Origin of the sequence: Paenibacillus dokdonensis, from assembly GCF_004916975.1 — a bacterium.
Classification (GTDB): domain Bacteria; phylum Bacillota; class Bacilli; order Paenibacillales; family Paenibacillaceae; genus Paenibacillus_AQ; species Paenibacillus_AQ dokdonensis.
Map to the genome: position 1 here is coordinate 293,060 of NZ_STGQ01000001.1, position 20,510 is coordinate 313,569.

18 protein-coding genes are annotated in these 20,510 nt (G+C 48.0%); 13 read left to right on the forward strand and 5 right to left on the reverse strand.

Annotated features, from left to right (window positions below):
* From E6W40_RS01515 to melA, 12 genes are all read left to right on the forward strand, one after another.
* Nucleotides 1-1,065: a sulfate/molybdate ABC transporter ATP-binding protein gene (locus tag E6W40_RS01515; protein WP_136603859.1), complete on the forward strand. Its 1,065-nt coding sequence runs from the start codon at nucleotides 1-3 to the stop codon at nucleotides 1,063-1,065.
* A 361-nt stretch (nucleotides 1,066-1,426) separates the two neighbouring features.
* The gene (locus E6W40_RS01520) at nucleotides 1,427-2,494 is read left to right on the forward strand and encodes a sulfate ABC transporter substrate-binding protein (protein ID WP_136603860.1); all 1,068 of its coding nucleotides are present in this window, start codon (nucleotides 1,427-1,429) and stop codon (nucleotides 2,492-2,494) included.
* A gap of 217 nt (nucleotides 2,495-2,711) precedes the next feature.
* Entirely contained in the window at nucleotides 2,712-4,940 is a 2,229-nt protein-coding gene (locus E6W40_RS01525; protein WP_136603861.1) for a glycoside hydrolase family 2 protein, read from the forward strand.
* A gap of 37 nt (nucleotides 4,941-4,977) precedes the next feature.
* Nucleotides 4,978-5,937 (forward strand): ABC transporter permease, encoded by a 960-nt coding sequence (locus E6W40_RS01530; RefSeq protein WP_136603862.1) that lies wholly within the window; start codon nucleotides 4,978-4,980, stop codon nucleotides 5,935-5,937.
* A 22-nt stretch (nucleotides 5,938-5,959) separates the two neighbouring features.
* Entirely contained in the window at nucleotides 5,960-6,856 is an 897-nt protein-coding gene (locus E6W40_RS01535; RefSeq protein ID WP_136603863.1) for a carbohydrate ABC transporter permease, read from the forward strand.
* A gap of 24 nt (nucleotides 6,857-6,880) precedes the next feature.
* Nucleotides 6,881-8,545, forward strand: a complete 1,665-nt coding sequence (locus tag E6W40_RS01540; protein WP_136603864.1) for an extracellular solute-binding protein — start codon at nucleotides 6,881-6,883, stop codon at nucleotides 8,543-8,545.
* A 74-nt stretch (nucleotides 8,546-8,619) separates the two neighbouring features.
* Nucleotides 8,620-10,422, forward strand: coding sequence for a sensor histidine kinase (locus E6W40_RS01545; protein ID WP_168928796.1), 1,803 nt, complete (start codon nucleotides 8,620-8,622; stop codon nucleotides 10,420-10,422).
* Nucleotides 10,400-11,998 carry a response regulator transcription factor gene (locus tag E6W40_RS01550; RefSeq protein WP_136603866.1) on the forward strand — a complete coding sequence of 533 codons (1,599 nt, stop codon included), beginning with the start codon at nucleotides 10,400-10,402 and terminating at the stop codon, nucleotides 11,996-11,998. The genes E6W40_RS01545 and E6W40_RS01550 overlap by 23 nt, the downstream gene beginning before the upstream one ends.
* Nucleotides 11,999-12,014: 16 nt before the next feature.
* A complete protein-coding gene (locus E6W40_RS01555) occupies nucleotides 12,015-12,494 on the forward strand; it encodes a GNAT family N-acetyltransferase (RefSeq protein WP_136606779.1) in 480 nt (159 codons plus the stop codon).
* A 28-nt stretch (nucleotides 12,495-12,522) separates the two neighbouring features.
* Nucleotides 12,523-13,293 (forward strand): MBL fold metallo-hydrolase, encoded by a 771-nt coding sequence (locus tag E6W40_RS01560; RefSeq protein ID WP_136603867.1) that lies wholly within the window; start codon nucleotides 12,523-12,525, stop codon nucleotides 13,291-13,293.
* An 88-nt stretch (nucleotides 13,294-13,381) separates the two neighbouring features.
* A complete protein-coding gene (locus tag E6W40_RS01565; protein WP_246072795.1) occupies nucleotides 13,382-14,284 on the forward strand; it encodes an AraC family transcriptional regulator in 903 nt (300 codons plus the stop codon).
* A 123-nt stretch (nucleotides 14,285-14,407) separates the two neighbouring features.
* The gene (gene melA / locus E6W40_RS01570; RefSeq protein WP_136603868.1) at nucleotides 14,408-15,916 is read left to right on the forward strand and encodes an alpha-glucosidase/alpha-galactosidase; all 1,509 of its coding nucleotides are present in this window, start codon (nucleotides 14,408-14,410) and stop codon (nucleotides 15,914-15,916) included.
* Nucleotides 15,917-15,983: 67 nt separating this feature from the next.
* Here melA and E6W40_RS01575 read toward each other — a convergent pair whose 3' ends face one another.
* On the reverse strand, nucleotides 15,984-16,781 hold the full coding sequence (locus E6W40_RS01575; RefSeq protein ID WP_136603869.1) for a Cof-type HAD-IIB family hydrolase: 798 nt from the start codon (nucleotides 16,779-16,781) through the stop codon (nucleotides 15,984-15,986).
* 36 nt (nucleotides 16,782-16,817) lie between these two features.
* A complete protein-coding gene (locus tag E6W40_RS01580) occupies nucleotides 16,818-17,720 on the reverse strand; it encodes a DMT family transporter (RefSeq protein WP_136606781.1) in 903 nt (300 codons plus the stop codon).
* Nucleotides 17,721-17,882: 162 nt separating this feature from the next.
* On the opposite strand from E6W40_RS01580, the gene E6W40_RS01585 reads away from it, so the two are divergent.
* Nucleotides 17,883-18,143 (forward strand): YqkE family protein, encoded by a 261-nt coding sequence (locus E6W40_RS01585; RefSeq protein WP_136603870.1) that lies wholly within the window; start codon nucleotides 17,883-17,885, stop codon nucleotides 18,141-18,143.
* Between the two features lie 127 nt (nucleotides 18,144-18,270).
* On the opposite strand, the gene E6W40_RS01590 is transcribed toward E6W40_RS01585, so the two are convergent.
* The 3 genes from E6W40_RS01590 to lplA all read right to left on the reverse strand — a co-directional run bounded on the left by E6W40_RS01590 (nucleotide 18,271) and on the right by lplA (nucleotide 20,365).
* Nucleotides 18,271-18,507, reverse strand: a complete 237-nt coding sequence (locus E6W40_RS01590) for a hypothetical protein (RefSeq protein ID WP_136603871.1) — start codon at nucleotides 18,505-18,507, stop codon at nucleotides 18,271-18,273.
* A 10-nt stretch (nucleotides 18,508-18,517) separates the two neighbouring features.
* Nucleotides 18,518-19,213, reverse strand: coding sequence for a hypothetical protein (locus E6W40_RS01595; protein WP_136603872.1), 696 nt, complete (start codon nucleotides 19,211-19,213; stop codon nucleotides 18,518-18,520).
* Between the two features lie 147 nt (nucleotides 19,214-19,360).
* Nucleotides 19,361-20,365: a lipoate--protein ligase gene (lplA, locus tag E6W40_RS01600; RefSeq protein ID WP_136603873.1), complete on the reverse strand. Its 1,005-nt coding sequence runs from the start codon at nucleotides 20,363-20,365 to the stop codon at nucleotides 19,361-19,363.
* Nucleotides 20,366-20,510 lie beyond the last annotated feature (145 nt).

The window sequence follows — 20,510 nt, forward strand, 5'->3', positions numbered from 1 at the left end:
ATGCATATTGAGGTCCGTGGTTTAAACAAGCATTTTGGAGAGTTTCATGCTGTCAATGATGTGAGCTTCGACATTGCGAAAGGCCATTTGATCGGTCTTCTTGGTCCAAGCGGAGGCGGCAAAACCTCCGTCCTGCGGATGCTTGCCGGACTAGAGCAGCCAGACGACGGGGAAATACGCTTCCATGGTGAGCTGGTCAATCATTTGCTGCCGCAGGAGCGCGGGATCGGCTTTGTGTTTCAAAACTATGCGCTGTTCAAGCATATGACGGTGTACGATAATATCGCTTTTGGGCTGAAGGTAAAAAAGGTCGCGAAGTCAGCCTTAAAGGAACGCGTGATGGAGCTGGTGGAGCTGACCGGTCTATCGGGCTTTGAAAAGCGTTATCCCCATCAGCTTTCCGGCGGACAGCGGCAGCGTGTCGCTTTTGCCCGGGCGCTTGCACCCGAGCCGCAGCTGCTGCTGCTGGATGAGCCTTTTGCCGCCATCGATGCGAAAATCAGGCAGGAGCTGCGCTCCTGGCTGCGCGAGCTGATTGAGCGGGTAGGCATCACCTCCATTTTTGTGACCCATGACCAGGATGAGGCGATTGAGGTTGCCGATGAAATTATGATCATGAGCCATGGGCGTCTGGAACAGAAGGGAACGCCATGGGATATTTACAAGGAGCCGAAAACACCATTTGTCGCTTCATTTATCGGCGAATCCACGATGATCGATGATGTCTCTGAGCTAAAGGGCTTTGAGGAAGCGGGCTCCGGTTCAGAGATGCGGGCGCTGATTCGGCCGGAATATATCGAGGTAGGGGAGGCGCATGAATTCAAAATGCTCTCCGTCACGGAGGAAGGCGTCGTGCATCGACTGCATTTCCGCGGAAGCGAGTGGATGGTAGAGGTTGAGGTCGGCAGCCATAAGCTGATGACCTACCGTTCGCTGGAGAAGCCTGCGCTGACGCCGGGACAGCATGTAAGAGTGCTGGTGCATCGTGCGTACTTGTTCAATAATGAGCGGAGCTGGATGGAGGAGAATCGGCTTAAGGTCGATCCGATGCCTGTGATTATTTAGGCAATGCTTGGCTGATTGGATTTAGAATAAGCTGAACATAGGGAAATAGATTTGTGTATGAAGCAAGTAGTAAGGGCGTAATAATCTCTATGCTCGAAGTTATCATTCATTGCGCAATCGTAGCGGAGGGGACGGAATCGTTCTGAAGAAGCGTTAGCGTTCGCCTTTGTCTCAGAATTCCTACCTTTTATAATAAGATCAAGAAATTGGGAGACAACAGCGATCGGAAGAATGATCCGTACGCGGAGCGGCCTCATTCACATGGCCAATAAATCGTTCGAAGCTTTCAGAGGATCATGCTTGGCATACTCATTGGCCAATTGTTATGAAAATAAGTATTGGTTCACAGGAGGAAGCACATATGAAACAATCCCGAGGCCGGTTTAACTTATATATGGCAAGTATGGTCAGCTTCCTTCTGCTGATGTCCGTCATCCTCTCGGGCTGCGGCGGAGATCCTGCCAAGCAGGCGTCGGCCGCGTCAGCAGACGGCAAGGAAGTCACGCTCGTCATTGGTGCATACAGCATCGCCAAGGATGCACTTGCGGACATTCTGCCGAAGTTCCAGCAGGAGTGGAAGGCGAAGACCGGACAAACGGTAAAATTTCAGGAGTCCTATGAAGCCTCCGGAACCCAGGCAAGGGCTATTATCGGCGGCTTCGAGGCGGATGTGACGCTGCTCGCGATGGAGGGCGATGTCGACAAGCTGGTAAGGGCTGGTCTCATCAGCAAAAAGTGGAGGGAAACACCGGATCAAGGCATGGTTACGCGTTCTATCGTTGTGTTGGGCACGCGGGAAGGCAATCCGCTTGGCATCCATGACTTTGAGGATCTGGCCAAACCGGGCGTTAAGGTGCTTTTCCCGAACCTCCAAACATCAGGCGGGGCACAGTGGGATATCAACGCCATCTATGGTGCGGGACTCAAACTGTCGGAGAAGCAAGGAACGAAGGATCCGGCTTACGCCAAGACCTTTCTGGAGAAGGTCCACCGGAACGTCGAGTCGCTGGACAAGAGCGGTAGAGCGTCGATGGCTGCTTTTGAATATGGCGTAGGCGATGTGGTGGTTACATACGAGAATGAACTGCTTGCCCGGATCAGGCAGGGGAAAAAATATGATGTGATTACCCCGGAGTACACCATCAAGATTGAAAATCCCGCAGCGGTTGTCGATAAGTATGCCGATCAGCATGGTACACGCAAGGTCGCTGAGGCTTTTGTGAACTATCTCCGGAGTAAAGAGGCGCAGTCCGTCTTTGCGGATTACGGCTTCCGCCCGGTGAATGAAGAGATCCTGAAAGCGAATGAAGGAAGATTCCAGGTTCCTGCCGGCCTCTTCGATATTTCCTACTTGGGAGGCTGGGATCAAGTTCGTCAAACCCTGTACTCCAAAAAAGGGATATGGTATCAGGTTCTCGCCGGACTGTAAGTGATCTGAGAGGTATGGATTTGCTAAGTTTAACATATCGGGAAACCCGGTCCTTTTACGGACTCAGGGTTTCTTTTTTTATTCTAGAATCATTTCGGATAAGTGGTCACTCTCTGCAAAAGGTGCATTTACTAGGGTACGAAGTGATAATCCATATGGTTGTCCCCCTATACAGCGTAGATGATAATAGGAGTGTTAGGAGGAGGATGGAAGAGACATGACTAGAACAATCATTAATTTGTACAAGGATTGGAAATATTGCAGCCATTTTAATGAGGGTACTTCATTGAATGAATGGGATGCTGCGGAATACGAATCAGTAAGCTTACCGCATACGAATATCATGCTGCCTTACAATTATTTCAATGAGACCTTATATCAATTTATTTCTTGTTATAGAAAAGAATTCACGATACAGCCGGCATACAAAGGGAAGAGAGTCTTTGTTGATTTTGAAGGGGTTGCATCCTATGCAGACGTTTATGTAAACGGTCACAATGTAGGTGATCATAAAGGTGGCTACACGCCTTTTTCATTTGAAATTACCGATTGCGTTGATTATACAGCTTCAAACGAATTGACGGTCGTTGTCGATTCCAGGGAACGGGATGATATCCCCCCTTTCGGTTATGAAATTGATTATTTGACGTATGGCGGAATCTACCGCGAGGCAGCACTTCGGATCGTAGATCCCATTTTTATCGAAAATGTATTTGTGAGAGCAGCAGATGTGTTAGATGAAAATAGGAAATTGGATATTTCCTTATTCATGAACAATGGAACGGCAGCGGCAGAAGACATGCTGGTTAACGTTCGTTTAAAAGGGCCTGAAGGTTATTTGCTGGAGCGTCGAGTGAACGTCAAGGCGGATCAAGGGAATAGCAGGGCTGACTTTTCGATCAGTGATTTAGGACATATTCAATTATGGGATCTGGAGCATCCCCATTTGTATGAGATTGAATTCGAATGTTCGGCTCCGGGCGTGGCAAGCGATATCTATACGACCAGAATCGGCTTTCGCGATGTGGCGATGAGAGAAGACGGTTTTTATTTGAATGGCCGAAACCTGAAGCTGCGGGGACTAAACCGCCATCAATCATTTCCTTATGTCGGATATGCGATGCCTGAAAGAGTGCAGAAAAAAGACGCGGAACTTTTAAAATACCAGCTGAAGCTGAACGTGGTCCGGACATCGCATTATCCGCAATCCAGGCATTTCCTGGACCGCTGCGATGAAATCGGATTGCTGGTATTCGAGGAAATCCCCGGATGGCAGCATATCGGGGATGAGAAGTGGAAAGAGGCTGCCTGCACGCATGTCCGGGAAATGATTGAACGGGACTGGAACCGTCCTTCCGTGTTCATATGGGGGATCCGCATTAATGAGTCCGGAGACGATCATGATTTTTACAGTGAGACAAATCGGATTGCCCATGAATTGGATCCAAGCCGGCAAACCACGGGAGTCCGCTGCATCACATCGAGCGAACTGTTGGAGGATGTTTACTCCATGAATGATTTTATCCATACCGGAGAAGAGATCGCTCTTCGTGATCAGAAAGAAGTTACCGGACTGGATCGATATGTGCCTTATCTGGTAACGGAGTTCAATGGCCATATGTATCCAACGAAACGCTTTGACCAGGAAGAACGACTGGTTGAACACGCGATGCGCCACCTTTGGGTTCATCACGCAGCCGGGAAAGACCCGCATATTTCCGGTGCCATTGGCTGGTGCGCGTTCGATTACAATACGCATTTCGGATTCGGTTCCGGTGACCGTATTTGCTACCACGGCGTTATGGACATGTTCAGAATTCCCAAATTTGCTGCGGCTTTCTACCGGAGCCAAGACGATCCGCGCAAAGAAGCCGTTCTTGAACCCATGACACTATGGACAAGAGGCGAGCGAAGCGGAGGCGGAATCAGACCGCTTGTTATTTTCACAAACTGTGATGAAGTCCTGCTGTACATTGGAGGGACATACAAAGGGACCTTTAAACCGGAACGGGAGCAATATCCAGGCGTTGATTATCCCCCGGTCGTGATTTCGCGAATTGAAGGCGAATGGGGCGACCACTGGCATGACGCTGAGTTCGCCGGATATGTCTCAGGCAAAGAAATCATTCGAAGAAAATTCAGCCGGGATCCGGTCCCTACGAAACTCAGAGCTGAGGCGGATGATCTGGAACTGGATTCGGATCGTCCGGACGCGACAAGAATCGTCTACACCTTGGTCGATCAAGTGGATAATGTGCTTCCCTTTATTCCCGAATACATTGATTTTACGATCAGTGGTCCGGGTGAGATCATCGGTCCGCATCGCACGGCTCTGATTGGCGGATGCATCGCCGTTTGGATTCGGGCACAGGGCAAAGGATTGATCACGGTCTCGGCACAGTGTTCTCAATTCCGCGCAAAGGACGTCATAATCTCTGTCCGTTAGGGAGACTTAAAATGGCATTTCAAAGGGGTGAGCTTACATGAGTAATACGCATCATTCATCTTTAACGAGTCAGCGAGGGGTCATCCGAAAAGGATATTTCCGAAAACTCGCCTTGCAATATCAGCTTTTACTGATGTCCGTACCGTTTGTGGCGCTTCTGATTTTATTTAGTTATGTGCCTTTATGGGGCTGGATTATGGCGTTTCAACAATACTCTCCGGGTAAAGGCGTGTTTGGAAGCAAGTTTGTAGGGTTCGACCAATTCACGCAATTATTTCAGGATGGCACCTTTTTTAAAGTGCTGAGAAATACGCTGGCGATGAGCCTGATGAGTCTGATTACCGGTTTTTTTGGATCCATTATTTTAGCGCTGCTTCTTAATGAAGTGAGAGCCCGGTTTTTTAAACGGACCATTCAGACCATCACGTATATCCCTCATTTTGTCTCTTGGGTCGTTATTGCGAATATCGTTCTTGTCACACTCTCTCCAAGCGGGGGAATTGTGAATGATCTCCTTATGAAATGGGGATTCGTGAAGGAGCCCATCTCTTTTATGGCCAAGGGAGAATGGTTTTGGGTCATACATACGCTGGCGGGGTTATGGAAGGAGCTCGGTTGGAGCACAATCATTTACCTGGCCGTTCTCGTAGGACTAAATTCGGAAACCTATGAAGCCGCCGAGGTTGATGGAGCGAACCGATTTCAGAAAATGCTGCATATCTCGATACCTGGACTTATGCCAACAGCCGTCATGCTGCTCATCCTGAACACGGGGAATCTGGTTGCTGGCGGTTATGAGTCGCAGATGCTTCTGGGGAACAGTCTGGTGCAGGATTACTCACAGGTTCTTGATTTGTATGCCCTCGATTATTCATTCGGCATTGGGGAATATTCCTACGGCGTTGCCATCAGCATGTTTAAATCGGTCATCAGCATCCTGCTCGTGCTCGGCGTGAACAAAATCGCCAAAAAGTTTGGACAATCCCACGTATTTTAAGCGCAGAAAGGAGGGGCCATCCATGCTAATCCGGAAAAATGCAGGCGATTTCTGGTTTGAAACGATGAACTACCTGTTTTTAATGCTGCTTGGCGTGATAACCTTATATCCATTCGTCAATTTGCTCGCAATATCCCTGAATGATTCTGTCGATGCGATCAAAGGCGGCATATATGTATTTCCCCGGGTGTTCTCGTTAAACAATTACAAAATCATATTTCAGAATCATGAGCTGTATTCAGCAGCGATCTTATCCGTTATCAGAACACTCGTCGGTACGTTTTTATCGCTTATATGCACGATGATGCTCGCTTATACGCTCAGCAGACGTGAGTTTTTACTACGGAAATTGTTTAACATTATTATTATTTTCAGCTTGTATGTGAACGGCGGTTTGATCCCGTTTTATGTCCTGATTAAGAACCTCCACATGAATAACACCTTTTGGGTCTATATCATACCGGGATTGATCGGGGCTTTTAATGTGATTATTATCCGCAGCTACTTTGAGCAGTTGCCTGAAGGGTTGATGGAATCGGCCAGGATCGACGGAGCCAATGACTTCAGTATTTTATTTCGGGTCATCATCCCGATCAGTATGCCGGTGATCGCAACCATCACATTGTTCGTCGCAGTCGGTCATTGGAATTCATGGTTTGATAATTATTTGTATAACAGCAAGCAGTCTTTATCGGTTCTGCAATACGAATTGATGAAAATTTTAACGGAGTCCACGCAGCAAATTTCGGCAAGCGCCAGCGCCTCTGGCAAAGTGGATGAGGAAATGCTGAAGGTGACAACACCACAGTCCATTCGTGCAAGTATGACGATCATCGTCACGATTCCGATTTTGCTCGTGTATCCGTTTATGCAAAGGTATTTCATCAAGGGAATTATGGTTGGAGCCATGAAAGAATAAAAGCAGAGAAGGAAGGGACTTTGGATGAAAAAAACGTATGTGATTCTGCTCAGCTTATGCTTAATGGCAAGTGTTCTTGCCGCATGTGGGGGAAGCAAGGAATCCAAGCAAGACGGGACCAGTGGAAACCCGGCAGCCGGAGACAAATCTCCGATTCATTACACCATCGATGTGCTGAGTTCCAAAGAGACATGGGATAACAACGTTTCCAAGAAATTGACCGAGCAAACCGGAGTCTCTTTTGACTATGTTCCCATCGTAGGGGATCGTAGTCAGAAAATGGATCTCTGGCTCGCGGGTGAAGATTATCCGGATGTGCTTTATTTACAGCCGAGACATATTGGAAAATATCGTGATGCCGGCGCGATCATACCGCTGGAGGATTTGATTGATCAATACGGCCCTAATATTAAAAAGAAATTCGGCAAGTATTATAATCTGTTAAAGGATACGGATGGTCATATCTATTCCCTGTACAGTCCTAACCTTGCTACGGAAACCTCGGCTAATAAAGAAGCGAACTTTATCATCCGTTATGATGTATTAAAAGAAGCGGGTTACCCTGAGGTTAAAACGTTGGATCAACTCTATACGCTGATTCAGGATTATTATCAGAAACATCCAAAGACAGAAGACGGTGAGAACAATATTCCATTTTCAGGATACGGTGGCTCTGCCGAACCAGGCTTTTTAACGAATAATCCCTCCTTTACGGCTGCGGGATTACCCGACAATGGAAATTTTTTAGTGGACAGCGACAATACTGTATCTCTTAGCCTAGTATCGGATTCGATAAAAAAGTATACTCAGTTTTTAAACAAAGTGTTTAATGCGGGCCTATTGGATAAAGAATTCTTCACGATGAATGCAGAAATGTCGCAAGCAAAATTAGCCCAAGGTTCGGTGATGGCTGGATTTTTTCCAGCATGGACTTTAGGTGACTCGGAAACAGCATTGCGCTCTTCCGGTAAAGGAGACAAGCAGTACGCAAGCCTTCCTCTCTTATTCGACGAACAAACGGTAGATCATAATAATACGAAAACGCCAACGAACTCTAATAATAACTGGGCAATATCGAAAAAAGCCAAGCACCCTGAACGGATTATTGAATTTATTGACTTCTTGTTCAGTGATGAAGGACAAAAGCTGATCAACTGGGGAGTGGAGGGTGAGAACTATGAAGTGAAGGACGGCAAACGCGTTCGCACAGATGACTATTTGAAAAAAATCAAGGAGAATCCGGATGCCGGCATCAAGGATGGCCCTTCGGGTCCGTATACTGTATTTTCCTTCGGCAATGGCTCTCTGCTTGATGACGGGGACTATGCCACACCATTAACAAAAGATTATGTCAAGAGCAACTACGATCCGGATACAAAAGAAATTTTGGCGAAATACGGTAAAGAGGTTTGGGCAGATTTTCTTCCCAAATTGGAGACGGTTCCTGCTTATATCTGGCAATTGAACGAACCAGAAGAACATAAATTGGAATTAAAGCGCATAAGTCAAATTTATTTAAAGGAGATTCCGAAGATCGTGTTTGCCAAAGATGATCAGGAATTCGAAAAAATGTGGACGGGTTATACGGGACAAGTGGATGCGGCTGGACGCCAAAAGGTGGAAGAAACATGGACGAAACTATGGAAAGGATATATGGATCAGTATGATCAATCCGTAGGAACCAAATAAATATGAACTCGGCCTCACGTTTGTAAATAAACGTGGGGCATTTTCGCATGAGGACAGGAAGGATGGATGACATCATGAATATTCGGACGAAATTCTTTTTCATTAACATGCTGGTGGTTACCATTCTGCTGGCTTCCCTGGCATATTTTATGCAGCAGTACAGCAGCCGCATCATCTATGAAGAAGCGGAAAAAAATGCTTATTATTCTGTATCCCAGTTATCGCAAAATATGGATAATTTGCTGCAGTCATATGAGCAGATCGCTGATTTTATTTACTCCAACGAGGAACTTCAAGACCGTCTATTGATCCATTATCCGTCCTTGCCTGAAACCTATTACATGTATGCCGACTTTATTGAGCCTTTATCCAAGTCGATTCGCGGTTCGAAGGAAGTAAGCAGATTGATGATATATTCGGATAATCCAACCGTGCAGCTTGGTATCATTCGTCCTATTGATAAGAATGTACAGCAGGAGAAGTGGTACTTGGACTTTAAGTCACATCCTAAGCAATTCAGAAGCTGGTCAATGGGAGAACAAAATGGCACTCAAGTACTCCGGTTGTCGCAGCGATTGAATAACCTGGACCCCGAAGCTAATCTGTATATGACGCTGGATGTCGATATCCGGCTTATCTATAATTTGATAGCAAAGGAAAATATGACACAGCGATTTATGGTTTCATTATCGGATGGCACGGTATTATTGGATCGAGAGGGTCAGAATCTGAATTATGGCGGGAAACTTCAGGATGAACCATTTTACGATGCATTAAAGGGGCAGAGCTCCGGTAATATGATGTTCAAGGAGAAGGAGCAGTCCGGCCTATTAATGTTTCAGACTTTGCATTCTCACAGGAGCGTGGATGGAATCCAAGTGATTTCCATCATACCGGTGGATGGATTATTGTCCAAGGTCAATCAGCTGAAGCAAATTGCAATATGGCTGTTCTTGATTGCATTATTGATCTCATTGGCCCTATTGTACATGGTATCAACCGGCTTGACGAAGCGGCTGTTTCTGATGGCTAACGGGATCAGGCGGATGAATATGGAACGGCTGGAGCCGCTTCGGGGAATTCAAGGGAACGATGAAATCGGTTATTTGGGCCGTGTTTTTAATGATATGATTGTACGGATAAACAACTTGATTGAAGATGACTATAAATCGGAGCTGAAAAGAAAAGAGCTTCAGTTAAAGACCAAAGAGTCCGAACTTTATGCCCTGCAGGCGCAAATTAACCCTCATTATTTGTTTAACACGCTCCATGCCATCAGCGGAAGCTTGTTAGCAAAGGGAGATCAGCAGAATGCGGAAATTGTCCGATTGTTCGCGCAATCCTTCCGGAATTTGCTGAAAAAGAAGGATCAGATTGTACCTCTAAGCGAGGAATTGGAAATTGTAGATACGTATCTACGCGTTCAGGGAATACGATTTGGAGAAAGACTTATTTATGAAATCGATGTAAAGGTAGAAGCCGACCAGCTTCTGATTCCGAGATTATCCCTGCAGACGATCGTGGAGAATGCCATCATTCATGTGATGGAGAAAAAAATGGGTATAACCGTGATTTCCATCGAAGTAACAAGTACAAGCTCCGGCGACTGCCTGATCTCGGTTGAAGATAATGGCTCAGGTCTTTCTGATGATATTCGGCAGCTTATCTATGAAAAATTGCATGAAGAACCGGAACTAGCCGGAGACAAGCATATTGGGCTCCGTAATATTCACCGCAGGCTGCAAATTCTGTTTGGGGAGAATTATGGACTCGAGATTGAAAGTGAATTAGGCATCGGTACCAAGATTACGATGAAATTACCTCTCCAAGTAAATCACAGGGGGTTGATCGATCATGATGAATGTATTACTGGTTGATGATGAACCTGGCGCATTACAGGCGATGAAACATTTGGTCAACTGGGAAGAGTTCGGATATACCATCAAGGGGGAGGCGAATAATGCGGCGCAAGCCCTTGAAATGCTGGCTCATTTCCATTACTCGCTCGTCATAACGGATATTTTCATGCCGGTGATCAACGGTTTGGAATTAATTGCAGCCCTGCGCCAAGTCACCAGCGTTCCTGTCGTTGTCGTCAGTGGTTATGAGGAATTCGGGTATGCGAGGGAATGCGTTAAACTAGGCGTGAAGGATTATTTGCTCAAGCCCGTGACCCAGGAAGATCTGGTCAAGGTCATTACGAGCGTCAAAAATGAGCAGGTAAATGAGCATAGACGTGAAAAACAACTGCAACTGGGCATTCCCGCCATGAGAGAGCAGCTGCTTAAAAGCTGGGTTAGAGGATATCTAAAAGAAAATGAAATCATAGAACAGTTTGGATTTATAAATATAGAGCTGGATAAATACTGCAAATTTGGATGCATGATTATTGAAGTGGAATATCCGGATCTTACGGATGCTTATTGGACCGAATCGGAAATCAGGGTCGCCTGGTTTGCAGTCCGTAATATTATTGAGGAGGTGCTTCATCATAGAGGGCTGCTGTTTGAGGAGAGCTCTGAACGTTATGGAATTGTTCTTTTTGGAGAATCTGAGACCTTTGGTGAGGAAGAACTCCTGGCAATGGCTCAGTCTATCCATAAGTTCACGGCGAAGTTTGCAAAAGTACCGGTTACGATTGGTGTCTCCAATATTTTTAATTCGATGGATTGTATCATGGAAGCTTACCATTTCACGGAAAATGTGCTCAACAGGAAATTTATGGTTGGTGGCCCGTCCATTCTTTCATATGACTCGTTAACAGTAACTTGTGCTAAATATGAAGACAATGAACCGCAGTGGATTCCCTCTATACTCGAAGCAGTGAACCAATGTGATCCATCAGCTGTCCACTCCTTGCTTTTCAAGCAAATGAATGAACTGATTGACATGCAAGTATCAAAAGAAAGAATTCAGTCGCTGATCATTGAATTATTCGTGCATCTATTTCAGTTTCTCCAAGAGAAGGCACGTGAGGAAGATCGTCTTTTTGAAGAAGGTATAAGAGATTACCAGAGTATCATGGAGTATAAAACCATCGAAAAGCTGTTTGAATTTACGGAGCAGAAATGCTTGAATATTATTGAATATACCTCCAAGTCGCCCTCTTCTCCTCCGCTTAGGACGGTCCAGCAGGTCAAAAAGATGATTAATGAAGCTTACGGCAGCAATTTAAGCTTAAAAAGCATCGCGGAGCAGCTCTATATTACCCCTTCGTACTTAGGAAGAATCTTTAAATTATACGAAGGGATCTCGTTCAATGATTATTTGATGGGATACAGGATGGAGCAGGCCAAACGGCTGCTGGAAACGACAGAGAAAAAGGTATATGAAATTGCGCTGCAGGTTGGATACCGGCAACTGGATTGGTTCTATAAAAAATTCAAGGATCACACGGGGAAAAGTCCAAGTGATTTCCGGGTCGTAAATTATGCATCCAGGGGATTGGAGTAAAGGAGATCATAAAATGATGATTCAGATTCGCAAATTTGAGGTGCAGGATGCCGGCCCAATCCTCGACCTATTCTATGAAACGGTTCATACCATAAACGCACGTGATTATACCAGGGAGCAGCTTGATGCATGGGCACCGCTTGGGGACAAGTCTGCTAAACGGCTGGTATGGGAAAGGTCATTAGCAAGTCATATTACATATATCGCCGAAATTGCCGGTACCATCGCAGGATTTGGCGATATGACAAACGAAGGTTATATTGACAGATTGTATGTTCATCACCGTTATCAGAGACAAGGGATTGCCACAGCGCTCCTGAAGACACTTGAAGCTGAAGCAATCCGGCTTGGGGCGGTTAAGCTGTTTACGGAAGCGAGCATTACGGCGAAACCTTTCTTTGAACGGCACGGATACAGCGTAGTGAAGGAACAAACGGTGATCCGCAGCGGGGTTTCGCTCATCAACTATCAGATGGTAAAGTCTATAGAGAAGTAGAATGACGAACGGATGAGGAGATGGAAGCATGGATACCTTAGTTTTTTTGGGAACCGGTGATGCAATGGGGGTACCGCGGGTCTATTGCGATTGTGATGTGTGCGGGGAAGCCAGAACGACTGGAAGCAATCGCCGCCTGCGCTCACTGGTGATGATTCGGGGGCAGGATGGTGATTTTTTGATCGATTGCGGTCCGGATTGGCGCAGCCAGATGGAGATGCAGGGCCTGCGTTTTGCTGAAAAGATTCTAGTCACACATGCCCACTTTGATCATATCGGCGGACTTCCCGAGTGGGCGGATGCCTGCCGCTGGCTGGGGCGAAAAGGGGAGCTCTACGCTCCGCAGGAAGTCATCGATACGATCCTGAAGCAGTTCCCATGGCTTGCGAGGCATATGAAAATAATAGCAGTTGATGAGGGGATCGCGCTGTCTGGCTGGAATATCTCCGGATGGAAGGTATGCCATGGCGCCAACGGGTATTCCTATGCCTATCGCCTTGAAAAGGAAGGCTTCCGCTGGGTATATTGCTCCGATTCGATCGGTTTGAATGAGGAAGAAAAGAAGCCGCTGCATAATCTCGATCTGCTGGTGCTCGGGACAAGCTTTTACCATGAAACAGCCCTATATTCGTCGCGCTCGGTGTATGACATGGTGGAAGCTGCGGAGCTGATCGCCGAGGTGACTCCGGGAAAGATCGTCTACACGCATATGTCCCATAACGTGGATATCGAGGCGGATTATGCGCTGCCGCCGAATGTGATGCTGGCACGCAGCGGATTAATGGTTCAGTTACGTTAAAAGCTTGGCTGCTGCACAGGGGGCTGGAGATGAAAACGAAGGAGAAGCACAAAGTCTTCCCATGCTTTCCGGTGAAGGAGGATACGTCATGCCAAGCTGTGGTTTGTTCCCTGGCAAGCTGATGTTTTTGGACTGCTGTCCTGAAGTCAGCGCCTATTATTTCAAAGAATGGAACGGGTTCGATATGGCATTTCATACGCATGATTCCTCGGAAATTATGTACGTGATCGACGGGAAATGTTCCGTTGGACTGTTACCTTCCGGTGAAGACGAAGCGGTGGTCCGGCTCGCGAAAGGCGGCTTTATTTTGCTTGATGGGACCGTTCCTCACCGTCTACTCGTACCGGATTCCTGCCGGATGCTGAATATCGAATTCCGGTTTGTGGAACGGGAGGGCGTGCTTCCTTCGATGAGGGAACTGGCGCGACGTGAGATTGCGCTGGAGGCTCTTTTCCGGAATCCGGCCCCGTTCGTGGTGTTCCGGGAATTTCATGACGTGCATCAGTTGCTGAAAAGTCTCGTCATTGAACTGGATGCGGCAGGAACAGGTCTGAAGCTTATGCCGCAGCTCATGCTGGCGCAGCTTCTGATTCGGGTCGCTAGACTGCATCAGGAGTTTGCGGAAGCCGGGTTAGATGCTCCGAGCACGTATGTCCGGCAATGTATCGAGTTCTTGTACCAAAACTACGATCGCGGCATTCAGGTGAAGGATGTCGCCGAGCATGTCCGGCTTCACCCGGGTTACCTGCAGCGGATTTTTAAACAAAAAACGGGATTGTCCATCATGGAATACCTGAAGGATTACCGGATGGATAAAACGGCGATGCTGCTGCGCCAAACCGAGATTCCGGTCGCGGATATCGCTGATTACGTGGGCATCGGCAGCAGGCAGTATTTGCACATGCTGTTTAAGAAGCATACGGGAAGGACTCCTGTGGAATACCGAAAAGCTTCCCGTATATCAGGTTATTTGGATGAAGGGGAAAAGTGAGAATCGTTGACACTTGGCAGACAAAGTGGTTATGAATTTGATAACGCTTTCCAAAGATAGGTTGCTACAATGTCCCTATGCAGGGTGTTCCCGGCAACTTATCTAGAAGGAGGCTGTTTTGCCATGTCATTCAAAATTTCTTTTATCGGGGCAGGAAGCATCGGGTTTACCCGTGGCTTGCTGCGCGATCTGTTATCCGTTCCTGAATTTCATAATGTGGAAGTCGCTTTTACGGATATTAATCCGCATAATCTGCAAATGGTTACCGAACTGTGCCAGAGGGACATCCGGGAGAACGGCTTGAATATTTCCATACAAGCAACAACAGACCGGAGAGAAGCGTTGAAGGATGCCAAATATGTGATTTGCACGATTCGCGTCGGCGGGCTTGAAGCGTTTGCGACGGATGTGGACATTCCTCTGAAATACGGCGTGGATCAATGCGTCGGCGATACCCTCTGCGCCGGAGGCATCATGTACGGCCAGCGCGGTATCGCGGAGATGCTGAACATTTGCCGGGATATCAGGGAGACGGCTTCCCCAGACGTTCTGCTGCTCAATTACGCGAATCCGATGGCGATGCTGACATGGGCGTGCAACAAGTATGGAGGCGTCCGCACGGTCGGGCTTTGTCATGGCGTTCAAGGCGGACACTGGCAAATCGCCGAGGCGTTCGGCTTGAAACAGGAGGAAGTAGATATCATTTGCGCGGGCATTAATCACCAGACTTGGTATATCCGGATTCGCCACAACGGGGAGGATTTGACCGGTAAGCTGCTGGAGGCTTTCGAGAAACATCCGGAATTCAGCCGCACCGAAAAGGTGCGAATCGATATGCTGCGCCGTTTCGGCTACTACAGCACGGAGTCCAATGGACATTTAAGCGAGTATGTGCCGTGGTACCGCAAACGGGCAGACGAAATTGGCGACTGGATCGACCTGGGAAGCTGGATCAACGGGGAAACCGGGGGATATTTGCGTGTATGCACCGAAGGACGCCGCTGGTTTGAAACGGACTTTCCCAATTGGATGAAGGATAAACCGTTGGCTTATAGGCAGGAAGAACGCAGCCATGAACATGGCTCTTACATTATTGAAGGGCTCGAGACCGGGCGCGTATACCGCGGTCACTTTAATATGGTGAACAGCGGAATCATTACGAATCTTCCGGATGATGCCGTGATTGAAGCCCCTGGGTATGTGGACCGCAACGGAATTTCCATGCCCGTCGTCGGTGAGCTTCCATTGGGTCCGGCAGCCGTATGCAGTGCGAGCATTTCGGTACAGCGGCTGGCTGTTGAGGCGGCAGTTCAGGGCAATGACCAACTGCTGCGGCAAGCGTTTATGATGGATCCGCTGGTGGGAGCCGTCTGCAATCCGCAGGAAATCTGGCAGATGGTCGACGAAATGCTTGTCGCGCAAGAACGGTGGCTGCCTCAGTTCGGGGAAGCGATTGCCGAAGCCTCCGTTCGGCTAGCTGCAGGTCATCTGATTCCGACGAGGGAAGGATATCCGGGTGCGGCGCGTCTGAAGGCAAAGACCGTTGAAGAGATGCAGCTTGACCGGGATGCGGCCACCCAAAACGCCGGCGAATCCGACAAAGGAAAGGACCGGGCGAAGGCTGCAAATTAATCGGATGAACAAAAGACAGCCGGGCACATTCAGGGATAGGTCCTGGAATGGCCGGGCTGTCTTTTTTTTAAGCATTCAATACAAACCTATCGATGGCAGCTTTCACGCCGTCCTCATTATTGCTGAGCGTAACGAAGTCCGCGATATCCTTCAGCGCTTGAATGGCGTTGCCCATGGCGACGCCCAGTCCCGCAGCTTCCAGCATTTCATGGTCATTCCAGGAATCGCCAAGCGCCATCGTCTGCGCCATATCAACATTGAAATGGTTGGCGAGGAAGGTCAGGGCATGTCCCTTGGTGCCTTCGAAGTGCATGAATTCGAGAAAATGCGGTTTGGATTTGGTGATATGAACCTCGCTGCCAAGCAGCTCGCGCAGCACTGGGGCGATCTCGTCCAAATATGCCGGATCATCGATGATGAGCATTTTCGGTGTTTTTTGCGCAATCAGCTTCTCGAAGTCCGGTTCGATATAGTAAGGCGTACGGTTCAGCTCACTGTAGTCTTTAAGCTTTTGATTTTCTTCCCGGGCATACAGCTTATCATCAATGTATACCTGAAGATGCAGATTACGCTCGATGCAGTATTCGAACAGCTTGTGGGCGGCATTTTTAGGAACATAACGTTCATAGAGTACTTTTTCATCCATCAGATTCTTGATCAGGGCACCCTGATACGTAATGATCGGCACGTTTAGTCCGGTCTGACGGGCGATTTTCTGGGCGGATGCATAAGCGCGGCCGGTGGCCAGCGTCACGACTACATCCTTCGCTACCGCTTGCTCCAAAGCCTGCTGCGTAGCAGGGGTTACTTCCTTGTCGTCGTTAATCAGCGTATCGTCAATGTCGATGGCAATCAGTTTGTACATGGTTGTCTCTCCCTTTTTTCTCTAAGTATGGTCATTCTATTGTACCGTACGCGGCGCAGATTTCAATTCGGCAAGGATCATACCCGTAAAGATACATATACAGCCGAGGCCTGCCGCGATCCCCAGTCTTTCTCCACCAAACCAGAGGCCGGTCAAAGCAGCGAATACCGGTTCCATTGCGAAAATAACGGCAACCCGGGATGGACTGGTGTATTTTTGGCAGACGGTTTGTATCCAGAACGCGAAAGCACTGGTCGGTCCGATGGACACAAGCAGCGCCCACAGCACCTCCGGCTGCGCAAGCCGATCCATGGTCTGAGCAATGGGGCCGATATCCTCGAACAGAAGCGAACCGATGCAGCTCAGAACGCCGACCACGGCCATTTGCAGCGCAGCCAGTGGCAGCGCGGGATATTTTGGCGCGAAAATTCCGGTATAAGCGATATGCAGGGCAAAAGCGATCGCGCATAGAAATACGAGGAAATCCCCTTTGTTAAAGACAAGCGCTGTGCCGGCAAAGGTTAGCAGATACAATCCGCAGGCGGCCAGAAGCGCGCTCAGCCAGGTAAACCTGGAGATCGGATGCTTCAGCAGAATCAACGCCAGAAAGGGCACCAGGACCACCGACAGTCCGGTGATAAAGCCAGTATTGGAGGTCGTGGTATACAGCAGGCCCACCGTTTGAAAAGCATAGCCCATAAATAAAAGGAGGCCCAGCAGGCAGGAATGAAGCAGCATCCGGCGGTTAATGGTACGCCACTGGCTGCGGTAAAGAATCGTGATGATCAGAGCCAGCAAAATAGCTGCACCTATGAAGCGGATACCGTTAAAAGCAAGCGGAGGCAGGACTCTGACCGCATGCTGTACGATTAAAAAAGTGCATCCCCACATCATGGCGACTATAAGCAGGCTGAGATCGGCAAGACGAGAGCGGTTCAATGAGGTCATTCCCTTCATGTTAAGCGAGGACTTTGCATAAATCTTGAAGCAAGTGACCAAATTGTATCGCAAATCCGGGAAGTGGACAAGGAATTATGCTGCAGCTGAACCTGACGTGTTAGCATAAACCTGCTATAATGTGGGTGAAACGGAGTTGATCATATGGCCAAGAAAAAAAGACAGGATTCGGCCGTGAAGCCGCAGGCGGCTGACAAGCCGGCAACGCTGAAGGATCTTCTGAGCAGCGATGTCCTGAATAAGCTGAAGCAGCAGTCGGAAGAGCTGAAGGCTGAGGAACAGCAGAAAAAGGATGCCCAACTGAAAAAAGCAGAGGAAGAGCGTAAAGCGGAGCAAAAACGCCGCGACAACGACTTTGAGTATTTGCTCGAGAACAGCGGCATGGACTGGAAAAAATACAAATAAACCCGTATTTCCGAAGCTGCCGAAAGGCGGCTTTTTTGCTGTCTTGGTTCATGGATGATCCATGATGCAAAAAAGAAACCGCCATTTGGTCTGCAGCAGGCAGCTGGCGGTTTCCTGCAATTGAACTTTAGGATGCATTGAGAATATAGCTGCTGAACTTCAGGAATTTGTCGAACTCCTCGCGCGTCAGATCCCTGACCTTGACCGTAGAATCATCGGCAATACTGTAACGGTAGAGCTTCATCTGATCCGAAGGATTTTCGCTGATATAGCTGACGGTTTGGCCATCCTTGCTCCACATGACGTAGGAGGTGCTGATCAAGCTTTGAACGCCTTCCGCCGGAGGCATAAAGGTGAGTTTCATCTGATCCGCATCATAAAGTCCCCAGGAGAGCTCGGAAATGAGACCGTAACTGAACGCCAGCACGTTGCCTTGAGGCGACCAGGAGAAGGTTGGGAGAATCTGGAGTCTGTTCTTGCCGTTTTTTTTCGAGCTGCTGATTCAGGGTGGAATAGGTTTCGTTTTTTAAATCGATGATGACGAGCGTGCTGGTCTCATGGTATTCGGCACTTAAGGCCAGGTAAGACTCATCAGCCGAAAGCGCAGCCATAGGGATGTTGTATGGTCTTGGATCGAGCTTGACCTCGATATGGTGATCCTTCTGATCCACGGTCAAGGAGGAGACCACTTGCGACGTTTCCGGTCTTTCCTGTTCGTTCGGTTTGCCGAGGGAAGCTTTGAGCGTCACGCTGCCTTGCTTCCATATAATATGGTTTTTATCGCTTTCTTTTTCAATGGGCTTATCGCTCGTGTAGTATTGGGACAAATCCATGGGATCTGCCGTGGCGGCAGGGCTGTCCTTTTCGTTATCCTTGGCGTTCGCTCCGGTTGTTTCCTTATCATCTTCGCTTGGTTTCGTATCGTTGTTATCTGAAGTGTTGTCGTTTGCTGATGTATCCGTCTTTGCGGTATCCGCGGGTTGATCTGCAGAAGATTTATCTCCGCTTCCGCATGCGGCAAGCGACAGCATCAGAACCAGCAGGACCGAAATGCCCGTCATTCGTTTCATGGTATGGCTCCTCTGTTTGATTTGGTTAATGATTAGACGACAGGGAGGCCGGATTAGTTTCTGAAAAATGATTATTCATTCTAAAATATGGATTATTGAACATGAAAAAGGACCATGATCGCCATGGCCCTCTCGCCTAAGGTAATGCTATTCTTCCAAAAATACCAGCCCGATAAAATCATCCATTTCGATGTTGCCGAAGTAATGCTTGATATTGATATCCGCCAGAGCCTCGCGAACCTCGGATTCCTCATAGCGCTTGCCGCGCAGCTTGTCCTCAATATCCGCTACATCGCCCACACCGAAAAAGTCGCCGTATATTTTAATATCCTGAATGCGCGCATCCTTGATGTCCATCCGGAGATCGATAATGCCGACAGGGAAACGTTTGGTATGCTTGACGTTGGACTCAGGGGACTGCCCGTAGTTCCATTCCCAGTTTTGGTAGCGTTCTTTGGAGATTTGATGGATCTTCTCCCAATCGGCTTCGGTCAGGTGATACTGTGGCACGTCCTTGGGATCCATGTTGAAAATGGCGCGGAGCAGCTCGGAGCGGAACTCCTCAATGGTCATTTTGCCATCCATCAGGTCACTGATATTAGCTACCCGGCTGCGGACAGACTTGGTGCTCTTTGATTTGAACTTCTCGGGATTCGCATTCAGGGAAGCTTGTACATCATCCAGATTAAGGTTGAACATCAGCGTGCCGTGGCTGAACATCCGGCCCCGGGTAGCAAACTGGGCATTTCCGGAGATTTTCTGTTCGCCGACCTGCAGATCATTGCGTCCGCTCAATTCGGCATTCACGCCCATGCCGTGCAGCGCATCGATGACCGGCTGGGTAAACTTCAGGAAGTTATGGAAGGACTGGCCGTCATCCTTGGTGATAAAGCTGAAATTCAGGTTGCCGAGATCATGATAGACCGCTCCACCGCCGGAAAGACGGCGCACGATTTGTATATTGTTATCCTTTACGTACTCTTGATTGATTTCTTCAATGGTATTCTGATGCTTGCCGATGATGATGGAAGGACGGTTGATGTAGAACAGCAGGTAGCTGTCTTCCTCCATAGGCAAATGCTTCAGGGTAAATTCCTCAATGGCCAGGTTGATGGCCGGATCTGTGATTCCTTGATTATCAATAAACAGCATGGCTTGATTCCTCCGTTTAAGGGCCTGTTTAATAGTGGGGTGGACATCTGTTTCTTCGTTCACTCTATACCATTGTAAACCAATCAATTGCAAGAAACAAAAAAGAATTTGGATTGACGGGGTCGAAAGGATGACGCAATAATGG

Coding starts and splice junctions, on each gene's coding strand:
- E6W40_RS01515 (WP_136603859.1), top strand. CDS start 1: ATGCATATTGAGGTCCGTGGTTTAAACAAGCATTTTGGAGAGTTTCAT.
- E6W40_RS01520 (WP_136603860.1), top strand. CDS start 1,427: ATGAAACAATCCCGAGGCCGGTTTAACTTATATATGGCAAGTATGGTC.
- E6W40_RS01525 (WP_136603861.1), top strand. CDS start 2,712: ATGACTAGAACAATCATTAATTTGTACAAGGATTGGAAATATTGCAGC.
- E6W40_RS01530 (WP_136603862.1), top strand. CDS start 4,978: ATGAGTAATACGCATCATTCATCTTTAACGAGTCAGCGAGGGGTCATC.
- E6W40_RS01535 (WP_136603863.1), top strand. CDS start 5,960: ATGCTAATCCGGAAAAATGCAGGCGATTTCTGGTTTGAAACGATGAAC.
- E6W40_RS01540 (WP_136603864.1), top strand. CDS start 6,881: ATGAAAAAAACGTATGTGATTCTGCTCAGCTTATGCTTAATGGCAAGT.
- E6W40_RS01545 (WP_168928796.1), top strand. CDS start 8,620: ATGAATATTCGGACGAAATTCTTTTTCATTAACATGCTGGTGGTTACC.
- E6W40_RS01550 (WP_136603866.1), top strand. CDS start 10,400: ATGATGAATGTATTACTGGTTGATGATGAACCTGGCGCATTACAGGCG.
- E6W40_RS01555 (WP_136606779.1), top strand. CDS start 12,015: ATGATTCAGATTCGCAAATTTGAGGTGCAGGATGCCGGCCCAATCCTC.
- E6W40_RS01560 (WP_136603867.1), top strand. CDS start 12,523: ATGGATACCTTAGTTTTTTTGGGAACCGGTGATGCAATGGGGGTACCG.
- E6W40_RS01565 (WP_246072795.1), top strand. CDS start 13,382: ATGCCAAGCTGTGGTTTGTTCCCTGGCAAGCTGATGTTTTTGGACTGC.
- melA (WP_136603868.1), top strand. CDS start 14,408: ATGTCATTCAAAATTTCTTTTATCGGGGCAGGAAGCATCGGGTTTACC.
- E6W40_RS01575 (WP_136603869.1), bottom strand. CDS start 16,781: ATGTACAAACTGATTGCCATCGACATTGACGATACGCTGATTAACGAC.
- E6W40_RS01585 (WP_136603870.1), top strand. CDS start 17,883: ATGGCCAAGAAAAAAAGACAGGATTCGGCCGTGAAGCCGCAGGCGGCT.
- E6W40_RS01590 (WP_136603871.1), bottom strand. CDS start 18,507: ATGAAACTCACCTTTATGCCTCCGGCGGAAGGCGTTCAAAGCTTGATC.
- E6W40_RS01595 (WP_136603872.1), bottom strand. CDS start 19,213: ATGAAACGAATGACGGGCATTTCGGTCCTGCTGGTTCTGATGCTGTCG.
- lplA (WP_136603873.1), bottom strand. CDS start 20,365: ATGCTGTTTATTGATAATCAAGGAATCACAGATCCGGCCATCAACCTG.